This is a genomic window from Tabrizicola sp. T46 (genome assembly GCF_057219895.1).
The window spans coordinates 19352-35766 of the sequence record NZ_JBXVVV010000002.1 but is presented as its reverse complement, the minus strand read 5'-3'; the positions used below and the strand labels follow the sequence as shown (position 1 = coordinate 35766).

The 16415-nt window shown below is 65.7% G+C and carries 15 protein-coding genes; 7 read left to right on the top strand and 8 right to left on the bottom strand.

Features of this window, described 5'->3' with window-relative positions:
- The first annotated feature begins 2 nt into the window (after nucleotides 1–2).
- A complete protein-coding gene (locus tag AC2D9V_RS07585) occupies nucleotides 3–1211 on the top strand; it encodes an efflux RND transporter periplasmic adaptor subunit (RefSeq protein ID WP_484713458.1) in 1209 nt (402 codons plus the stop codon).
- A gap of 28 nt (nucleotides 1212–1239) precedes the next feature.
- Here the strand turns inward: AC2D9V_RS07585 and AC2D9V_RS07580 are convergent, their stop codons facing one another.
- Nucleotides 1240–2595, bottom strand: a complete 1356-nt coding sequence (locus tag AC2D9V_RS07580; RefSeq protein ID WP_484713457.1) for a glutamine synthetase family protein — start codon at nucleotides 2593–2595, stop codon at nucleotides 1240–1242.
- A gap of 338 nt (nucleotides 2596–2933) precedes the next feature.
- On the opposite strand from AC2D9V_RS07580, the gene AC2D9V_RS07575 reads away from it, so the two are divergent.
- On the top strand, nucleotides 2934–4040 hold the full coding sequence (locus AC2D9V_RS07575) for an alpha/beta hydrolase (protein WP_484713456.1): 1107 nt from the start codon (nucleotides 2934–2936) through the stop codon (nucleotides 4038–4040).
- Nucleotides 4041–4054: 14 nt separating this feature from the next.
- Here AC2D9V_RS07575 and AC2D9V_RS07570 read toward each other — a convergent pair whose 3' ends face one another.
- Nucleotides 4055–5143 carry an aminotransferase class V-fold PLP-dependent enzyme gene (locus AC2D9V_RS07570; RefSeq protein WP_484713455.1) on the bottom strand — a complete coding sequence of 363 codons (1089 nt, stop codon included), beginning with the start codon at nucleotides 5141–5143 and terminating at the stop codon, nucleotides 4055–4057.
- A gap of 390 nt (nucleotides 5144–5533) precedes the next feature.
- Between AC2D9V_RS07570 and zapE the strand changes: the two genes are divergently transcribed.
- Entirely contained in the window at nucleotides 5534–6619 is a 1086-nt protein-coding gene (gene zapE / locus AC2D9V_RS07565) for a cell division protein ZapE (protein WP_484713454.1), read from the top strand.
- Nucleotides 6620–6664: 45 nt separating this feature from the next.
- Here zapE and AC2D9V_RS07560 read toward each other — a convergent pair whose 3' ends face one another.
- From AC2D9V_RS07560 to AC2D9V_RS07540, 5 genes are all read right to left on the bottom strand, one after another.
- Entirely contained in the window at nucleotides 6665–7345 is a 681-nt protein-coding gene (locus AC2D9V_RS07560; protein ID WP_484713453.1) for an alternative oxidase, read from the bottom strand.
- A gap of 68 nt (nucleotides 7346–7413) precedes the next feature.
- A complete protein-coding gene (locus tag AC2D9V_RS07555; RefSeq protein WP_484713452.1) occupies nucleotides 7414–8178 on the bottom strand; it encodes a TSUP family transporter in 765 nt (254 codons plus the stop codon).
- A 39-nt stretch (nucleotides 8179–8217) separates the two neighbouring features.
- Entirely contained in the window at nucleotides 8218–10230 is a 2013-nt protein-coding gene (locus tag AC2D9V_RS07550; protein ID WP_484714469.1) for a M3 family metallopeptidase, read from the bottom strand.
- Nucleotides 10231–10284: 54 nt separating this feature from the next.
- Nucleotides 10285–11088, bottom strand: a complete 804-nt coding sequence (locus AC2D9V_RS07545; protein WP_484713451.1) for an amino acid ABC transporter permease — start codon at nucleotides 11086–11088, stop codon at nucleotides 10285–10287.
- Between the two features lie 39 nt (nucleotides 11089–11127).
- Nucleotides 11128–11910 carry a transporter substrate-binding domain-containing protein gene (locus AC2D9V_RS07540; RefSeq protein ID WP_484713450.1) on the bottom strand — a complete coding sequence of 261 codons (783 nt, stop codon included), beginning with the start codon at nucleotides 11908–11910 and terminating at the stop codon, nucleotides 11128–11130.
- 182 nt (nucleotides 11911–12092) lie between these two features.
- Here AC2D9V_RS07540 and AC2D9V_RS07535 point away from each other — a divergent pair, with 182 nt between their 5' ends.
- Nucleotides 12093–12737, top strand: coding sequence for a DUF924 family protein (locus AC2D9V_RS07535; RefSeq protein WP_484713449.1), 645 nt, complete (start codon nucleotides 12093–12095; stop codon nucleotides 12735–12737).
- An 8-nt stretch (nucleotides 12738–12745) separates the two neighbouring features.
- On the opposite strand, the gene AC2D9V_RS07530 is transcribed toward AC2D9V_RS07535, so the two are convergent.
- Complete coding sequence (locus AC2D9V_RS07530; protein WP_484713448.1) at nucleotides 12746–12943, bottom strand: SlyX family protein; 198 nt, start codon at nucleotides 12941–12943, stop codon at nucleotides 12746–12748.
- Nucleotides 12944–13022: 79 nt separating this feature from the next.
- On the opposite strand from AC2D9V_RS07530, the gene hisS reads away from it, so the two are divergent.
- From hisS to hisG, 3 genes are all read left to right on the top strand, one after another.
- A complete protein-coding gene (hisS, locus tag AC2D9V_RS07525) occupies nucleotides 13023–14498 on the top strand; it encodes a histidine--tRNA ligase (protein WP_484713447.1) in 1476 nt (491 codons plus the stop codon).
- 88 nt (nucleotides 14499–14586) lie between these two features.
- A complete protein-coding gene (locus tag AC2D9V_RS07520) occupies nucleotides 14587–15681 on the top strand; it encodes an ATP phosphoribosyltransferase regulatory subunit (protein ID WP_484713446.1) in 1095 nt (364 codons plus the stop codon).
- Complete coding sequence (hisG, locus tag AC2D9V_RS07515) at nucleotides 15678–16370, top strand: ATP phosphoribosyltransferase (RefSeq protein WP_484713445.1); 693 nt, start codon at nucleotides 15678–15680, stop codon at nucleotides 16368–16370. The genes AC2D9V_RS07520 and hisG overlap by 4 nt, the downstream gene beginning before the upstream one ends.
- The last annotated feature ends 45 nt before the right edge of the window (nucleotides 16371–16415 follow it).

Here is a 16415-nt window from a genome sequence, read left to right as displayed (position 1 = left end):
CCATGCTACGCCTTGTCCCCGCCGCGATCTTGCTTGTTCTGGTCGGCTTTCTGGTCTGGGCCTTCATCCCTCGGCCAATCGAGGTGGATTTTGCCGAGGTCGCCCTGCGTCCGCTTGAGATCGTGGTCGAAGAGGAAGGCGAGGCACGTATCCGGGATGTCTTCACGGTCTCTGCAACCACCGCCGGGAAGCTTCAGCGCATCAGTCTTCATGCCGGCGACAGCGTTGTAGAAGGCGAAACCGTCGTTGCCCTTATCGGACCTGCTGCGCCAGTGCTGCTGGACAGCCGGGCCCGCGCGGTGGCCGAAGCAGCCGCCGCTGCCGCCCAAGCCGCAACCGAACTTGCGCGCGCTCAACTTGCCCAGGCCGAGGCCATTCACGACTTCATGACCAGCGAAGCCAATCGGGCCATCGCCCTTTTCGCAAAGGGGGCAATTTCGCAGCGTGCCCATGACGACGCCATCCGTGAACAGCGAACCACCCAAGCGGCGGTCAGCAGCGCGGTTGCCAACCTTGCCGTCCGCGAAAAGGAGCTTGAAAGCGCACTTGCAGTGCTGCGCCCTGACCAGAATGGCGAGGCCGGGAAATGCTGCCTTGAGGTCTTTGCGCCGACGTCTGGCCGGGTGTTGCGGGTGCTGACCGAAAGCGAACAGGTTATTCAGCCCGGTACGCCGCTTCTGGAGATCGGTGACCCGGGGAACATGGAAGTCGAGGTGGAACTTCTATCGCGCGATGCGGTCCGTGTCAGGCCAGGAGCAACTGCGACCGTCACCGGTTGGGGCGGCAACCCCATTCCGGCCGTGGTCGAGCGGGTGGAGCCATCCGCAGTGACCAAGGTTTCGGCACTAGGGATCGAAGAACAGCGGGTCAAGGTGATCCTGACGCTGCAAGGCCAACCCGAAAGCCATGCCCAGCTAGGTCACGGCTTTCGGGTCATTGCCAGGATTACGCTCTGGCGCGCCAGGGATGTACTCACCCTCCCGATTGGCGCGCTCTTCCGGGACGGCAAGTCCTGGGCCGCCTTTGTCCTGCGGGATGGGCGCGCACGTCTTCAAACGCTGACACTTGGCGAACGGAATGAGCGTTTCGCGCAGGTGCTGGACGGCCTCCAGACAGGCGACCTGGTGATAGTTCACCCGAATGACCGTATTGCCGATGGCGTGGCCGTGGTGCCTCGGGCCGGCGATGCTGGAATCACCACCGGCGACTGACCGTCATGACGTGGATAGACCTGCCGCCTTACAGATACCAGTCATATTCCCGTGGCAGGACATCGGCCATGAAAGCCTCGAATTCGCTGCGCTTGATGGCAGCATAGGCTGCGGGATAGCGCGGGCCGAAATAGCTGGCCATGAGGCTAGATCCTTCAAGCCGGTCAAGCGCGGTCCAGAGGCGAAGGGGCATATCCGGATCGGCTTCCTCTCCCGCGTTTCCGGTGGAGGGCGGGGTCGGAGTAAGCTTGTGGGACAGACCATGGTGAAAACCAGCCAGCATTGCCGCCATCACAAGATATGGGTTCGCATCTGCCCCGGCGATACGGTGTTCGATCCGACGGGCGCGGCCGCCGCCCATTGGCACTCGGAAAGAGACTGACCGGTTGTTGAAACCCCAGCTCGTGTTCACGGGTACGAACTGGTTCGGGGCGAAGCGGCGATAGGCATTAATGTTCGGGGCGAAAAAGGCCATTGCGTCGTAGGTGCTCGCCTGCAGTCCTGCGATGGCATGCCCCAGAAGGCGATCACCGTCTGGCCTCGTTTCGTCAAAGACATTGACGCCTGCAAGATCCACCAGGCTTGCATGGACATGCAGCCCTGATCCTGACTGGTCGGCAAATGGCTTGGACATGAAGGTGGCCTCCAGACCATGCCGTGCCGCCACTCCCTTGATGATACGCCGAAGCATAACCGCGTGGTCACAGGCCAGAACCGGGTCATCGACATGTGCCAGGTTCACCTCGAACTGCGCTCCGCCATACTCTGCCGTTGCCGCTCCTGCCGGTACGCCCTGTGCCACGCAAGCCGCATCGATCTCGGCCAGAAGGCTGGCCCATTCGTCCAGCTTGTCAAACGCCAGAACCCGTGGCGCATCGGGGGCACGACCGCTTCGCCCAGGCACGGCGGGTGAGATGCGGCCCCTTTCATCACGTCTGGGGTCGACAAAGTAGAATTCCAGCTCGTTTGCAACCACAGGCTTCAGGCCCAGCTCCGCGAAAGATGAAACGACTGACCCGAGGATGGCGCGCGGATCAAACCACCAGTGCGACGCATCGGTCGGGGGTGCCGGAGCAATCTGGACCTGGGCCGTCGGAACCTCCGCCCATGGCACGGGCACCAGCGTGCCGGGTATCGGGTAGCTGGTGGCATCGGGATCGCCGTCCGAGAATCCGATGCCGTTCACATCCCAGCAGGCACCAAGGGCATCCAGTGTCGTGATGCCGGCACAGAAGGCAACGCCACCCGACCACAGTTTCGCTGCATCGCGCACCGGTACGCGTTTTCCGATCGCCGTACCGCAAAGGTCATAAAGAACCGCATCGACGAAGCGGGTGTCGGGATGCTTTTCCAGATAGGCGGCCAGTTCGACGGGAACGGACATGGTCAGATTTTCCTAGCGTATTGATCCAGTTTCACCCCGGGCAGAACGGGCGGGCGGGTTGACGGACCTGACCTCTGCCGGAGCAGGTCAGATGCTGGTGATGTGATGCGGCGGTCAAGACCGATATTCGATACCATCGCCACCATGACGGGAGCGGCGGTCGTCAGGCAAAACGATTTTCACCCCGCCTGCAAGGGCCAGCATTTCTCGTGGCCGCGGTAGAACCGAAGGCATCGGACTTCCAGGCGGATGAATATGCTCGCTTGCGAGGTTCATGCCGCAAGGTTAGGTTCGCGCCATGTGGCGGACCGATCGGATCGCAACTTACGGAGTTCTGGATGCGCTTCTCTGTCTTTGGGACCGTCTTGGCACTTTCAGTCGGACTTCTCGCGGGCTGCAGCCGCCCGCCAGAGCTTGTCGGCATCGCGAACCCGGATATACCGTCGCAGTCTGTCGAAGGCCTTACACAACACCGCATCTTCATCACGACAACCCGCGAAGCCTCCGAAGTGGTCGGCGCCTTCTTTTCCGGCGAACGTGCACCCGAAATCGGCCTTGCATCTGTGAATGTCACGATTCCGCCAACGCATGTCACAGGGACGCTCGACCGGCCCAGGCGCCTGCCGCCCGATCCAAGAACGGAATTCACGGTGGTCGACCCCGTGGTCTACAGCACCAGCGGCACCTTCGTGGCCGAGTTGAACCGTGAGCTCGCAAAGCGCCCCAGGGAGGAGCGAAAGATCCTCCTCTTCATTCACGGCTACAACAACACGACCAGTGACGCGATCCTGCGCCTTGGCCAGTTCGTCGAGGATACCGGGTTCCAGGGCGTGCCGGTCCTCTTCACCTGGGCCTCGGCCGCAAGGGCCCCTCGCTATGTCTATGACCTGAACAGCGCCCTGGTCGCCCGAGGCAAGATCGCCGAACTCGCGAGTATCCTCGGCAAGACGAACGCGACCAGCATCGATGTCTTTGCCCATTCGATGGGTGCGTTCCTCACTATGGAAGGCCTGGTGGACGCGCAGCAAGAGGGGTGGCTGAACAGCCGCAACGTGCTCGACACGATCATGCTGGCCTCGCCCGACATCGACATCGACCTTTTCCGCACGCAGTTGGCACAACTCCCGCGGCCGGTGGTCGAGCGGATGTACATCCTGGCATCGACCGACGATGCGGCCCTGCGGTTTTCCCGACGCATCGCCGGGGGTGTGCCCCGGGTCGGTGCCGCAAACACAACCGAGCTTGAAGGACTTGGCCTCACGGTGATCGACCTTTCGCAGATCGAGGATTCCTCCTCGGGCAGCCACTCCAAGTTTGCCGGTTCGCCCGAGGTCGTCCGACTGATCGGGAGGGGGCTGAACGCCAACCGCAGTTTCGGCGAAACGCCCACTCCCGCGCTTGGACGGCTGCTGGGTGATCTGCCGATCACCATCCTTGGACCGTAAGCTGCAAGGTCGGCCTAGCCCTGCATCGCCTCTGCCAACGCTGTGGCAAGCAGTTCGCAGCCCTCGTCAGTGGTCACCGTGCCGGGCGAAAGGCGCAGCGTCTGGCCGCGATGGTCAGTTGTGACGCTGCGCGCTCGCAACCGGGCAACAACCTCGGGGGCCGGACAGGCCTGCGGCAAGTCCAGCATGACCGATCCCCCGCGCCTTTCGTCGTCGCGCGGGGTGAGCACCTTGAGGCCCAACTCATCCGCAGCAGCGAATATCTGGCTGGTCAGACGACGGTTGTGTGCCAAGAGTGCCGCGTGATCCTGCCTCGCATGCCAGTCCATCGCAGGAAGCGAGGCCAGGGCCGCCATGCAGGAAGGTGTACCCGAGTCGAACCGGCGGATGTCTCCGGCATAGGAAAACTGCGATATGTCCCAGTTGAAGGGGTCAGGCTGGCTGAACCAGCCGCGCAGTGCAGGCTGACATTCGGCGATCAGTGACGGCGCAACATATAGGGCGCCGGCACCAGGCGTGCCGCACATCCACTTCAACGACGTCGAAAGGGCGAAGTCCACTTCGGGCGCGGCTACGTCGAACGGCAGAAGTCCCGCGGCCTGAGTAACGTCGACACCGACCAACGAGCCCATGCGTCGGCCATGGTCAACCAGGCGGGCAAGATCAACGCGGGCCGACGTGGTCGACGAGACCCAGGTGACCAGGGCCACTGCCACGTCAGGCGTCCACTGCGACAGGAAATCATCGTCATCGACTGCAGCCGCGCCATTACGGAGTGCCACAGTGCGCAGTTCGAAGCCACGCCGCCGTGCCATCCCTGTCAGCAGGAAATGGCTTGATGGAAAGCAGTCTGCCGCTACCAGTACTGTACGGCCTCTGAGTATCCTCTCAGGCAGGGCATCCATCACCATGTGCAGTCCCTGCGTGACGCTGTCGCACGTCGTGACCGTGCCTTCAGCGGCCTTCAATATCTGCCTCCAGCGATCGATGAACCGCTGGCGCAGGGGCAGGACATGAACCCATTGCGAATCGTCCGCCCGCCCCCAGACTTCGGCGAAGCCGGCCATCGCCTGCGCCAGATCCTCGGCCTTGCCCGGATACATTCCTATTGAATGATAAAGGAAATAGGACTTCGACATCTGCGGCGTTCCGGGAGATGGACATCGCTTCCCGCGTACCAGCTTTTCGTCACTTCCGATAGAAGGCCGCGCGTAAAGGTTTGTGCATCCGCCCCTTCGGCGAGAACGCCCGTTTCGCTTGCCATGACGGCTCTGTTGCGACCTCCTCTTGGTCATGAAGGACAAGTCCAAGTCCACTGATCGCCTGCACCGAAACGACGGCCAACGACCCCTTGCCGGACATGGCAAGAACCACGACCGCATTCGATGCCGGCACTTGCGCAAGAGACGGCGCACACGACACGGCTTGACGAAGGTGCACACAGCGGGCCAGACCCGATCATCCTCACCTGATCCAGCGAAACCCACCCCGCGATGCGCCAGACCCTGACCGAGATCTACGAGGCGAAGGTTGCCAAAGGCACCCTGCGCGCCGATCCCGCCCAGCACGCCGTCCTGCCGCTTTTCGAAGACCTGCGCGCCTGGCTCGAGGCAAACGCCACCCGCCGCGTCGGCCTTTTCGCCGGGCTCTTCGCCAAACCCCTGACGCCCCCGAAGGGCCTTTACCTCTGGGGCGGCGTCGGGCGCGGCAAGTCGATGCTGATGGACCTCTTCACCGAGGCCACGGCGATCCCGCAGAAACGCCGCATCCACTTCCACGCCTTCATGCAGGAGATTCACCGCGGCATGCACGAGGCCCGGAAGCGCGAGGTCGAAGATGCCCTCGCCCCGGTGGCCGAGGCGGTGATCCGGGATACCCGCCTTCTCGCCTTCGACGAGATGCAGATCACCGACATCACCGACGCGATGATCGTCGGGCGCCTCTTCGAGAAACTCTTCGCCGCCGGGGTCGTGATCGTCACCACCTCGAACCGCCCGCCGCACGACCTTTACAAGGACGGCCTGAACCGGACGCTCTTTCTCCCCTTCATCGACCTGATCGAGACCCGGCTCCAGGTCGTGGAACTGGAAAGCCCGACCGACTACCGCCAGCACCGGCTTGCCGGGGCGCAGGTCTACTTCCACCCCGCCCGCACCGCCACGGCAGCGATCTCGGCGATCTGGACCGACCTCACCGGCGGGGCGACCGGCGCGGCCCTTGATCTCGAGGTCAACGGTCGCAAGCTGACCCTGCCGCATTTCGCCAACGGCGTCGGGCGCGCCACCTTCTGGGACCTCTGCGCCCGCCCCCTTGGCCCGGCCGATTTCCTTGCCATCGCCCGCGCCGTCCGCGTCCTGATCCTTGAGGACATCCCCCAGCTTTCCGCCGCGAACTACAACGAGGCGAAACGCTTCGTCACCCTGATCGACGCGCTTTACGAGGCAAAGGTGCGTCTCATCGCCTCGGCGGCGGACGAACCCGAGCGGCTTTACCTCGAAGGCGAAGGCTCATTCGAATTCGACCGCACCGCCAGCCGCCTGCGCGAAATGCAGGCGGCGGACTGGGGCGAGGTCGCCTAAGCCCGCCAGCGGGCCCCGAGTTTTCGCAGAAAACTCGTCCCGTCCTCAGTCCAGCGCCCGCCCCGCCGCGACCGAGCGCTTCGGCGCACCGGCCGCCAGCACGTCGGCAAACCCGTGGTTCACGTCACGATGCTTGGCCTCATCCGCCCGGACTGCAACGATCACCTCGCGCAGCCGCGCGTCCTCGGGCAGCTTCCAGTAATCGATCGCGATCTTCGGCGCAGGCACGTTCTCGACCCGGCCGGCGTCCACCTCGGCCAGATAGCTCGTGTAGCTGACCACCGCCTCTTCCTCGAGGTAACCCACCACCCGGTGCGCGGTCTTGGGCGCGAAGAGGTAAAGGAAGAAGTAGGCGTTGAAGAAAATCGCCTGCCCACCCATGATCAGCGCCCGCTCGAAAAGCGAGGGCTTGGCGATGTGGATGAAGGTCATCAGGTGCATCCGCTCGTTCTCGGCCTCGTCCAGAAGCTCGCGGATCCAGCCCTCATCCTCGCGGATATGCCGCAGCGCCTTCAGGTGTTGCAGAAGGCCCCCCACCATGCCCGGCACGGCGGCGACGGTCTCCAGCACCACCGCGCGGTGGCCGTAGCGTTTCGAGAAGAAGGCGTCGGCAAAGACGCGCATGAACTTGACGAGCCGCAGGGCGATCCGGTCAGACAGGCCTTCGGGGGCCTTGTGCTGGTCCAGCGTGCGGGTTTGGGCGGGGTCGGGTACGTTGTCGAACATGATCCATCCTTTCCTGTCTGAAAGATGGAAGTCAGCAGCGCGCCTGCAATCCGGTGCGACGATCTGCGCTACCCTGCCAGCGCCTGCCACAGAAGGCGCAGGGCCATCGCGACCGACACGGTCACGATCAGCGGCTTGATGAGGCCGGCACCGACACGCAACGCCAGCCGCGCACCCAGGCTCGCCCCGGCCACCTGCGCCGCTGCCATGGCCAGACCGACGAACCACCATGTCGCCCCGGTCTGGATGAAGACCAGAAGGCTCCCAAGGTTCGAGGCGAAGTTCAGCATCTTGGTATGAGCCGTGGCCTTCAACACGCCGTAGCCTGCCAGAAGGACGAAGCCCATCATGAAGAATGATCCCGTGCCGGGTCCGAAGAACCCGTCATAGGCCGCCACCAGCGGCACCACCGTCGCAGCAAAGACCGGCGGGCTGATCCGCGCCGCCCGCGACTCGTCGGTCAGTCCCGGCTTCAGCGCAAAGAAGGCCGCAACGCCGATCAGGACCAACGGCATGATGATCCGCAGGACCTCGACCGGGATGAGATGCGCCACCAGCGCACCCCCTGCCCCGGCCAGGGCCGAAATCGCTGCCATGCCCACCTGCTCCTTCGGCCTGACATGGCCCGCCCGGGCGTAAGCGATCATTGCCGTGCCCGACCCGAAGGTCCCCTGCAGCTTGTTGGTCGCCAGCGCCTCGATCGGCGAGGCCCCGCACAGAAGGAGGACCGGGACCGTCACCAGCCCGCCCCCGCCTGCAATGCTGTCGACAACCCCCGCGACAAAGGCCGCAAGGATCAGGACCAGCGCGAGATGGGTCGCAACTTCAAACACCCGGCGCTTGTCACCCGGCAACGCGCGAAGGGCAAGCCCTCAGGCCGCGTCCAAGAGCCCCCGGCCTTTCAGCAAGGCCTCGACCCCCGGCATCTTGCCGCGGAACTTCAGGTACAGCGCCTCGGCGTCCTCCGACCCGCCAGCCGACAGGATGAACTGCTCCAGCTTCGCGGCGGTCTCCGGGTGGAAAGGATCGCCCGCTTCCTCGAAGGCCGCAAAGGCATCGGCGTCCATCACCTCCGACCACATGTAGCTATAGTAGCCCGAAGAATAGCCGTCTCCGCTGAACACGTGGGCGAAATGCGGCGTCGCATGGCGCATCCGGATCGCCCGCGGCATCCCCAGCCCTTCCAGCACCTCGGCCTGACGCTGCATCGGGTCGGCGGGCGGGCTGCCGGTATGGAACTCCAAGTCTACCAGCGCGCTCGACACGAATTCCACGGTCGCAAAGCCCTGGTCATACGTCCCCGCCGCCAGCAGCCGCTCCAGCATGTCCGCCGGCATCGGCTCGCCCGTCACGTGGTGCCGCGCATGGGTTTCCAGCACCTCAGGCACCTCCAGCCAGTGCTCGTAAAGCTGGCTCGGCAACTCGACGAAGTCCCGCGCCACGGAGGTGCCGCTGATGAACCCATAGGTCACATCCGACAGCATCTGGTGCAGCGCATGGCCGAATTCGTGGAACAGCGTCCGCGCATCGTCATAGGACAGAAGGCAGGGGTCGCCCTTGGCAAAGTTGCAGACGTTCACCACGATCGGCCGCTGCTCACCGCCGAGCTTCCGCTGCGACCGCATCGCGCTGCACCAGGCACCGGACCGCTTGGACCCCCGCGCAAAGTAGTCGCCCAGGAACACCGCCACATGCTTACCCGCCCGGGTAACCTCCCAGCCCCGCACGTCGGGGTGATAGAACGGGCCTTCGATCTCGCGAAACTCCAGCCCGAAAAGGCGGGTGGCGCAGTCGAACATCGCCGCCAGCATCGCATCAAGGCTGAGGTATGGCTTCAGCGCCGCCTCGTCGAGGTCATGCTCCGCCTTCCGCCGCTTCTCGGAATAGTAGCGCCAGTCCCACGGCTCCAGCGGGCCGGCAAACCCGTCAGCCTTCAGCATCGCCTCAAGGACAGCCGCATCCTCCAGCGCCTTAGCCCGCGCCGGCGTCCAGACGCGCATCAGCAGGTCCCGCACCGCGTCAGGCGTCTTCGCCATCTCCGGTTCCAGCTTGAAGGCCGCGAAATCCGCATAGCCCAGCAGCGCCGCGCGTTCCGCCCGCAGGCTCAGGATCTCTGTCGCAACGGCCCGGTTGTCCGTCTCGCCACCATTTGCCCCCCGCGCCACCCAGGCCTCATAGGCCTTCTCGCGCAAGGCGCGGTTGGGCGAGAACTGCAGAAACGGCACGATCAGGCTGCGGTTCAGCGTGACAACCGGCCCCGACCCGCGTTCCGCGCCCGCCGCCTTCGCCGCCGCCTGCACGAACTCCGGCAGCTCCGCCAGATCAGCCGCGGCAAGCTCCATGAACCAACCCCGCTCCTCTGCCAGCAGGTTCTGCCCGAACTGAGTCCCAAGGACCGCCAGCCGCGCCTTCACCGCCGTCAGCCGCTCTGCCGCCGCGCCGTCCAGCGCAGCACCAGACCGGACGAACATCTGCCGGTAAAGCTCCAGCACGCGGCCCTGCTCCGCCGTCAGCCCAAGGCTCTCGCGCCCCTGCCACAGGGCCTCGATCTTCGCCCAAAGCGCCTTGTTGTTCGTGACCTCGGACGAAAACGCGCTCATCTTCGGGGCCAGTTCCCGCATCAGCGCCTCGCGCGCCTCGGTGCTGTCCGCGCCGGCAAGGTTGTAGAACACTCCCGACACCCGGTCGAGGTCCCCCTCCGCCAGCTCCAGCGCCTCGATCACCTCGGCAAAGGACGTCCCCGGCCCTTCCGCAATCGCCCCGATCGCCGCCCGCGCCCGCACCAGCGCCTCGTCGAAGGCCGGCCCGAAATCCTCATCCCGGATCGCCGCGAAAGGCGGCAGGCCGAACGGCGTGTCCCAGACCTGCAGCAACGGATTGCTCATCGCACCAGCGTTCATTCTTCGTCTCCAAATATCCCCGCCGGAGGCTCTGCCCTCTCAGCGTTCCGCGCCGGACCTTGCCCGCAGCCGCGTCTCCAGCCGCCGCAAGAGCAGCGATAGCCCGATCGTCATCGTGAGATAGAGCAGCGCCGCAACGTTGTAAGTCTCGAAATAGCGGAAGTTCCCCGCCGCCGTCACCTTGGCCAGCTGCGTGATGTCGCTCACCCCCAACACGCTGACCAGCGACGAATCCTTCACCATCGCCACGAAGTCGTTGCCCAAGGGCGGCAGCACCATCCGGAACGCCTGCGGAAAGACGATGTGGCGGAACCGCTGCCAGCCATTCAGCCCTAGCGCCTTCGCCGCCTCGATTTGGCCCTTGTCCACCGCCTGCAGACCCGCCCGGAAGATCTCGGCCAGGAACGCCGAATAGGCCAGCATCAGCGCAATCACCGCCCGCCAGAGCAACGGGAAATCCCGCCCCCGCAGTTCATCGGCCCCCAGCGGCACCGCGACCCAGTTCCAGGCCGCCACCAGCCCCGGCGCCACGACGAAGGCCACGTAGAGAAGCAGCACGATGATCGGGATCCCCCGCATCACCTCGATGTAGAGCCGCGCCGCCTGCCGCAGCACGATCCACCGCGACAGCCCCGCCAGCGCGAGGCCAAGCCCGATCACGCAGGCACCGAAATAGGCCACCAGCGTGACAAGGACGGTGATCCAGATCCCCTTCGCCAGGGTGGACAGCGCCGCCGAATAGACCTCGCTCGCCCAGACCTCGTAGAACAGCCAAAGGCCGGTGATCCCCACGATCACCAGCCACCAGGGAAAGTCCTTGTCAGGTTCGGGATTGGGCGTCATGCGAAAGGGCCCGGACGCTGCCGCCCGGGCCCGGGGTCCTTACTCGCCCATCTTGTATTCAAGGAACCACTTGGTGTTAAGCGCGTCGATCGTGCCGTCGGCCTTCATGCTGGCGATCGCCGCGTTCATCGGCGCCACCAGGTCGCTCCCCTTCGGGAAGATGAAGCCGAAATCCTCGGTCCCCAGCTTCTCGCCGATGATCTTCAGGCCCCCGCCCGACGCCTCGACATAGCCCGCGCCGGCGGTCCCGTCGGTCAGCACCAGGTCCACGTCGCCGGCCTTCAGCGCCTCGACCGTCGCTCCGAAGGTCTCGAAGAGCTTGATCCGCGGGTTCGCCTCGTTGCCGTCAAGCACTTCGTAGACCCCGACATAGAAGGGCGTCGTCCCTGGCTGCGCCGCCATCAGAAGATCGGCGTTTTCCGCAAAGCTCTTCGCATCCGTGAACCGCGTCTCATCCCCGCGCACCATCATCACCATTTCACTGGTCATGTAGCTGTCCGAGAAATCCACCTGCTCCTTCCGGTCATCGCGGATCGTGATCCCGGTCATGCCGAGATCATACTGCCCCTCGCTGACCGCCGGGATCATCGCGTCCCAGCTGATGTTCTCGTATTTCACGGTGATGTTCAGCCGCTTGGCGATCTCGGCCATCGCATCGTATTCCCAGCCCACGGCCTGCCCGTCCTTGTCCAGGAACTGCAGCGGCGGATAGGCATTCTCGGTCACCACCACGACTTCGCGGCCCTGCAGGTCCGGCAGGTCCTGCGCGAGGACAGGGGTGGTCAGAAGGCTAAGGCCCAGAAGGGCAGCAGTCAGTTTCATGGGTTCCGGCTCCCGGTTGGTTCTTTTCGATGGCAGACTATGACCAGAGGGACCGGCGCGCGCAAGGCACCCGCACCACCCATCCCGGCAGAAAGCCTCGCCTCACGGCAGAACGGCCTGCACTTGCACGAATCGTGCGCCAGCAGCACGCTGCCAGTCTCGCCCGTCGCAGGGGAAACACCATGACCGTCTCGCTGCATGACCCCCAGGAGGTGCTCAAGTTCTGGTTTCACGACACCGGCTTCTGGACGGATCAGCAGGCCTTCACCGGCTGGATCCGGGAACGAATGTATGGCGGCATGGACGAAGCCATTGCTGCGCGGTTCGAGGGCCTGACGCGGGCCGCAGCTAAAGGCGAACTCGACCACTGGGCCACTACGCCACAGGGTCGCCTGGCTCTTCTCCTTGCGCTGGACCAGTTTCCCCGCTCGCTCTGGCGCGACACGCCTGCGGCCTATGCGCAGGACATCAAGGCAACGTGTCTCGCGCTGGAGGGAATCCGGAATGGGGATGCAAGAGCTGTTCCCCCCTGGGCACGGCTCTTCTACATCATCGCGCTCGGGCATTGTGAAGGCCCGGACCATCTTGACCGCATCGACCTGATGGACCGGCTCTCCGAAGAGCTTGTAGCAGACCTGCCGGAGTGTCTCGCCTCAACCGGAGACCGTCTCAGGGCACAGAACGCCCGCGTCCGGGCGGTCATCGAACGCTTCGGTCGCCACCCGCACCGCAACGCGATCCTCGGCCGCATCTCCACCAAAGACGAGGAAAGCTACATCGCAGCGGGCGACTTTCCCCATCTCGCCCCGTCCCCGCCAAGGGGCTAGGCAACGCCTCACCAATGCGGCGGCTTCACATTGGCCGCCGGCGCATCGATCCCCGCCTCCCGCTCGGCTTCCCGCTCGGCCAGAAGGCGCGTCAGCCGGGTCAGCCGGTCGATCTCGCCCGCCTGACGCGCCACCACATCCGACAGGTCGTCGACCGTGCGGATCAGATGCGCGATCCGTTCCTCCAGCGCTTCGATCCGGTCCATGCCCGCTTTCCCTGACGCTTGCCGCCCCCTGCCCCTTTCGTTACACGAGGCGCGACAAGAAGCGAAGGGCAAGCCCCCCATGGCGAACGACAAATCCCCCCGCCGCCCCCGGGCCGAAACGCCGAAAGGGTTCCGCGATTACTTCGGCACGGAAGTGACCGAACGGAAGGGGATGCTGGATGCCATCGCCGGGGTCTACCATCGCTACGGCTTCGACCCTCTGGAAACCTCGGCGGTGGAGACGGTCGAGGCGCTGGGCAAGTTCCTTCCCGACGTCGACCGCCCGAACGAAGGCGTCTTCGCCTGGCAGGATGAGGATGCCGACTGGCTCGCCCTCCGCTATGACCTGACGGCCCCCCTCGCCCGCGTTGCCGCGCAGTACCGCAACGACCTCCCCTCGCCCTACCGCCGCTATGCGATGGGCCCGGTCTGGCGGAACGAAAAGCCGGGGCCGGGCCGCTTCCGGCAGTTCTACCAGTGCGACGCGGATACCGTCGGGTCAGCCTCGGTCGCCGCGGATGCCGAAATCTGCGCGATGCTGGCCGATGCATTGGAAACAGTGGGCATCCCGCGCGGGGATTACGTCGTGAAGGTGAACAATCGCAAGGTTCTGAACGGGGTGATGGAGGTTGCTGGCCTCGCCGGGGACGACAAGCACGCCGAACGCGGCATCGTCCTCCGTGCCATAGACAAGATCGACCGTCTGGGACCGGAGGGCGTCCGCGCGCTTCTGGGCGAAGGGCGCAAGGACGAAAGTGGCGATTTCACAAAGGGTGCCGGGCTGAATTCTGCTCAGTCCGAGGTGGTCATGGGCTTCACGACGGCCAAGCGCGACACTGGCGCAGACACGCTCGCCCGCCTTCGCGATCTAGTCGGTGCCTCCGCAATCGGGACCGAAGGGGTGGCAGAACTCGAGGCGATCGCCGACCTCCTCGCCGCCCAGGGCTACGGCCCCGACCGCATCGTCATCGACCCCGGCGTGGTCCGTGGCCTCGGCTACTACACCGGCCCGGTCTATGAGGCCGAGCTCACTTTCCAGATCACTGACGAAAAGGGCCGCCCGCGCAACTTCGGCTCGGTCGCCGGCGGGGGCCGCTATGACGGCCTCGTCAAGCGATTCACCGGGCAGGACGTGCCCGCAACCGGCGTCTCGATCGGCGTCGACCGCCTCCTCGCCGCGCTCCGCGCAAAGGGCCGCATCGGGGGCGAAACGGAAGGGCCGGTCGTCGTCACCGTGATGGACCGCGACCGGATGGCCGACTACATGGCCATGGTCGGCGAACTCCGCGCCGCCGGCATCCGGGCCGAGGTCTACCTTGGCAACCCGAAGAACTTCGGCAACCAGCTCAAATACGCCGACAAGCGCGGCTCGCCCGTCGCCGTCATCCAGGGCGGCAACGAAGCCGCTGCCGGGACGGTCATCCTCAAGGACCTGATCCTCGGCGCAAAGATCGCCGAAAGCGCCACTCTGGAAGAATGGAAAGACCGCCCCGCCCAGGTCGAGGTGCCACGGGCCGACCTCGTGGCTGCGGTCAAGCGGATGCTGGGCCGATGACCTTTGCCGCCGTCCAGTCCATCAAGAATTTTCGTCGAAAATTCTTGGCCCCGCCCGGCCACGCGCCTGCCTGTCGCAAGGCCGACGCATGACCCCCAAGGCCGCCATCCGCGCCGAGGGCGAGCGCTTCCTGGCCGCCTTCGTCGCCGCCGGGGCCGTGCCGGTGGAAACCGACATCCTGCAACCCGCCGGAACCCTCCTTGACCTTTATGGCGAGGATATCCGCGCCCGCGCCTATGTGACCGATGACCCCCTCCAGGGCGAGATGATGCTCCGCCCCGACTTCACCGTCCCGGTCGTGCAGGCCCACATGGCCCACGGAGCCGATCCCGCCCGCTATGCCTATCTGGGCGAGGTTTTCCGCAAGCAGCCGCGCGGCTCGGGCCGGGCCAGCGAGTATCTTCAGGTGGGGTATGAGGTCTTCGACCGCGCTGCCCCCGAGGTCGCGGATGCCGAGGTGTTTGCGCTGTTCCGTGACCTTCTGGCCGACCTGTCCTTGCGCCCGGTGACCGGGGATGTCGGCATCCTGATGGCCGCCGTGCGTGGGCTTGATACCACAGATAGACGAAAGGCGGCCCTCCTCCGCCACATCTGGCGGCCCGCCCGCTTCCGCGCCCTCCTCGACCGTTTCGCCGGCCGTGCCCCGGTCCCGGCCGGCCGGCTCCGCCTGCTCGACCGTCTTGCAACCGGCACCCCCGCCGCCATGATCGAGGAGGCCGGCACCTTCATCGGCCTCCGCACGGCCGAAGAGATCACCGCCCGCGCCGAAAGCCTCGTCGCCGACGCCGCCACCCCCCCGATCAAGGCAGCCGAGGCCGCCCTCCTCTACGACCTCCTCGGCCTCGAGGCCCCGGCTGCGGCGGCCCTGACCCACCTCCGGGGGATCACCCCCCTCCTGCCTGCCATCGCCCCGGCCGTCGACCGCTTCGCGGCCCGGCTGGAGGCTTTGGCCTCACAAGCCGTTGATATCGCTACCCTTCCATTCGAGGCCAGCCACGGCCGGACCAGCCTCGAATACTACGATGGCTTCGTCTTCAGCTTCCACGCCCCCGGCCTCCCCCCCGTCGCCAGCGGGGGCCGGTATGACGCCCTCACGGCGGTCCTGGGCCAGGGCGCCTCGATCCCGGCGGTCGGGGGGGTCATCCGCCCCGGCCTCGTCGCACGGCTGAGGGGGGCGTCATGATCCGGATCGGCGTGCCGTCGAAGGGGCGGCTGATGGAGGACACCTTCGCCTGGTTCGGCCAGCGCGGCCTCCAGATCCGCCGGACAGGGGCGGAGCGGGAGTATTCCGGCACCGCCGACCTGCCCGGCATCCAGCCCGTCTTCCTCTCCGCCGGGGAAATCCCGCGTGAGCTGGCTGCCGGCAGGATCCACCTCGGCGTCACCGGGTCGGACCTTGTCCGGGAACAGCTGGCCGAGGACGAGGTCGAGGAACTCGCCCGCCTCGGCTTTGGCCAGGCCGACCTGATCATCGCGGTCCCGAACGTCTGGATCGACGTTGAGACGGTCGACGACCTCGATGCCGCCGCCGCCGCCTTCCGGGCGGCGCATGGGTTCCGGCTTCGGATCGCGACCAAGTATCACCGGCTGGTCCGGGAGTTCCTGCAGGCCCAGGGGGTCGCCGACTACCAGCTGGTCGACAGCCTGGGGGCGACGGAGGGGACGGTGAAGAACGGCACGGCCGAGGCGATCGCGGACATCACCTCCTCGGGCGAGACGCTGCGGGCCAACCACCTGCGGGTCCTCTCGGACGGGCTGATCCACCGGAGCGAGGCGGTCCTCTGGTCCTCCCGCGCGGCGGAGTGGACGGGGGAGGACCGGGCGGCGATGGGCCGGCTGGCGGGGCTGCTGGGGGTCCGGGGGCCGCAATAGACTCCGGGTGACCACAGTGGTCAAAATGGGAATGTCTCGCGATAA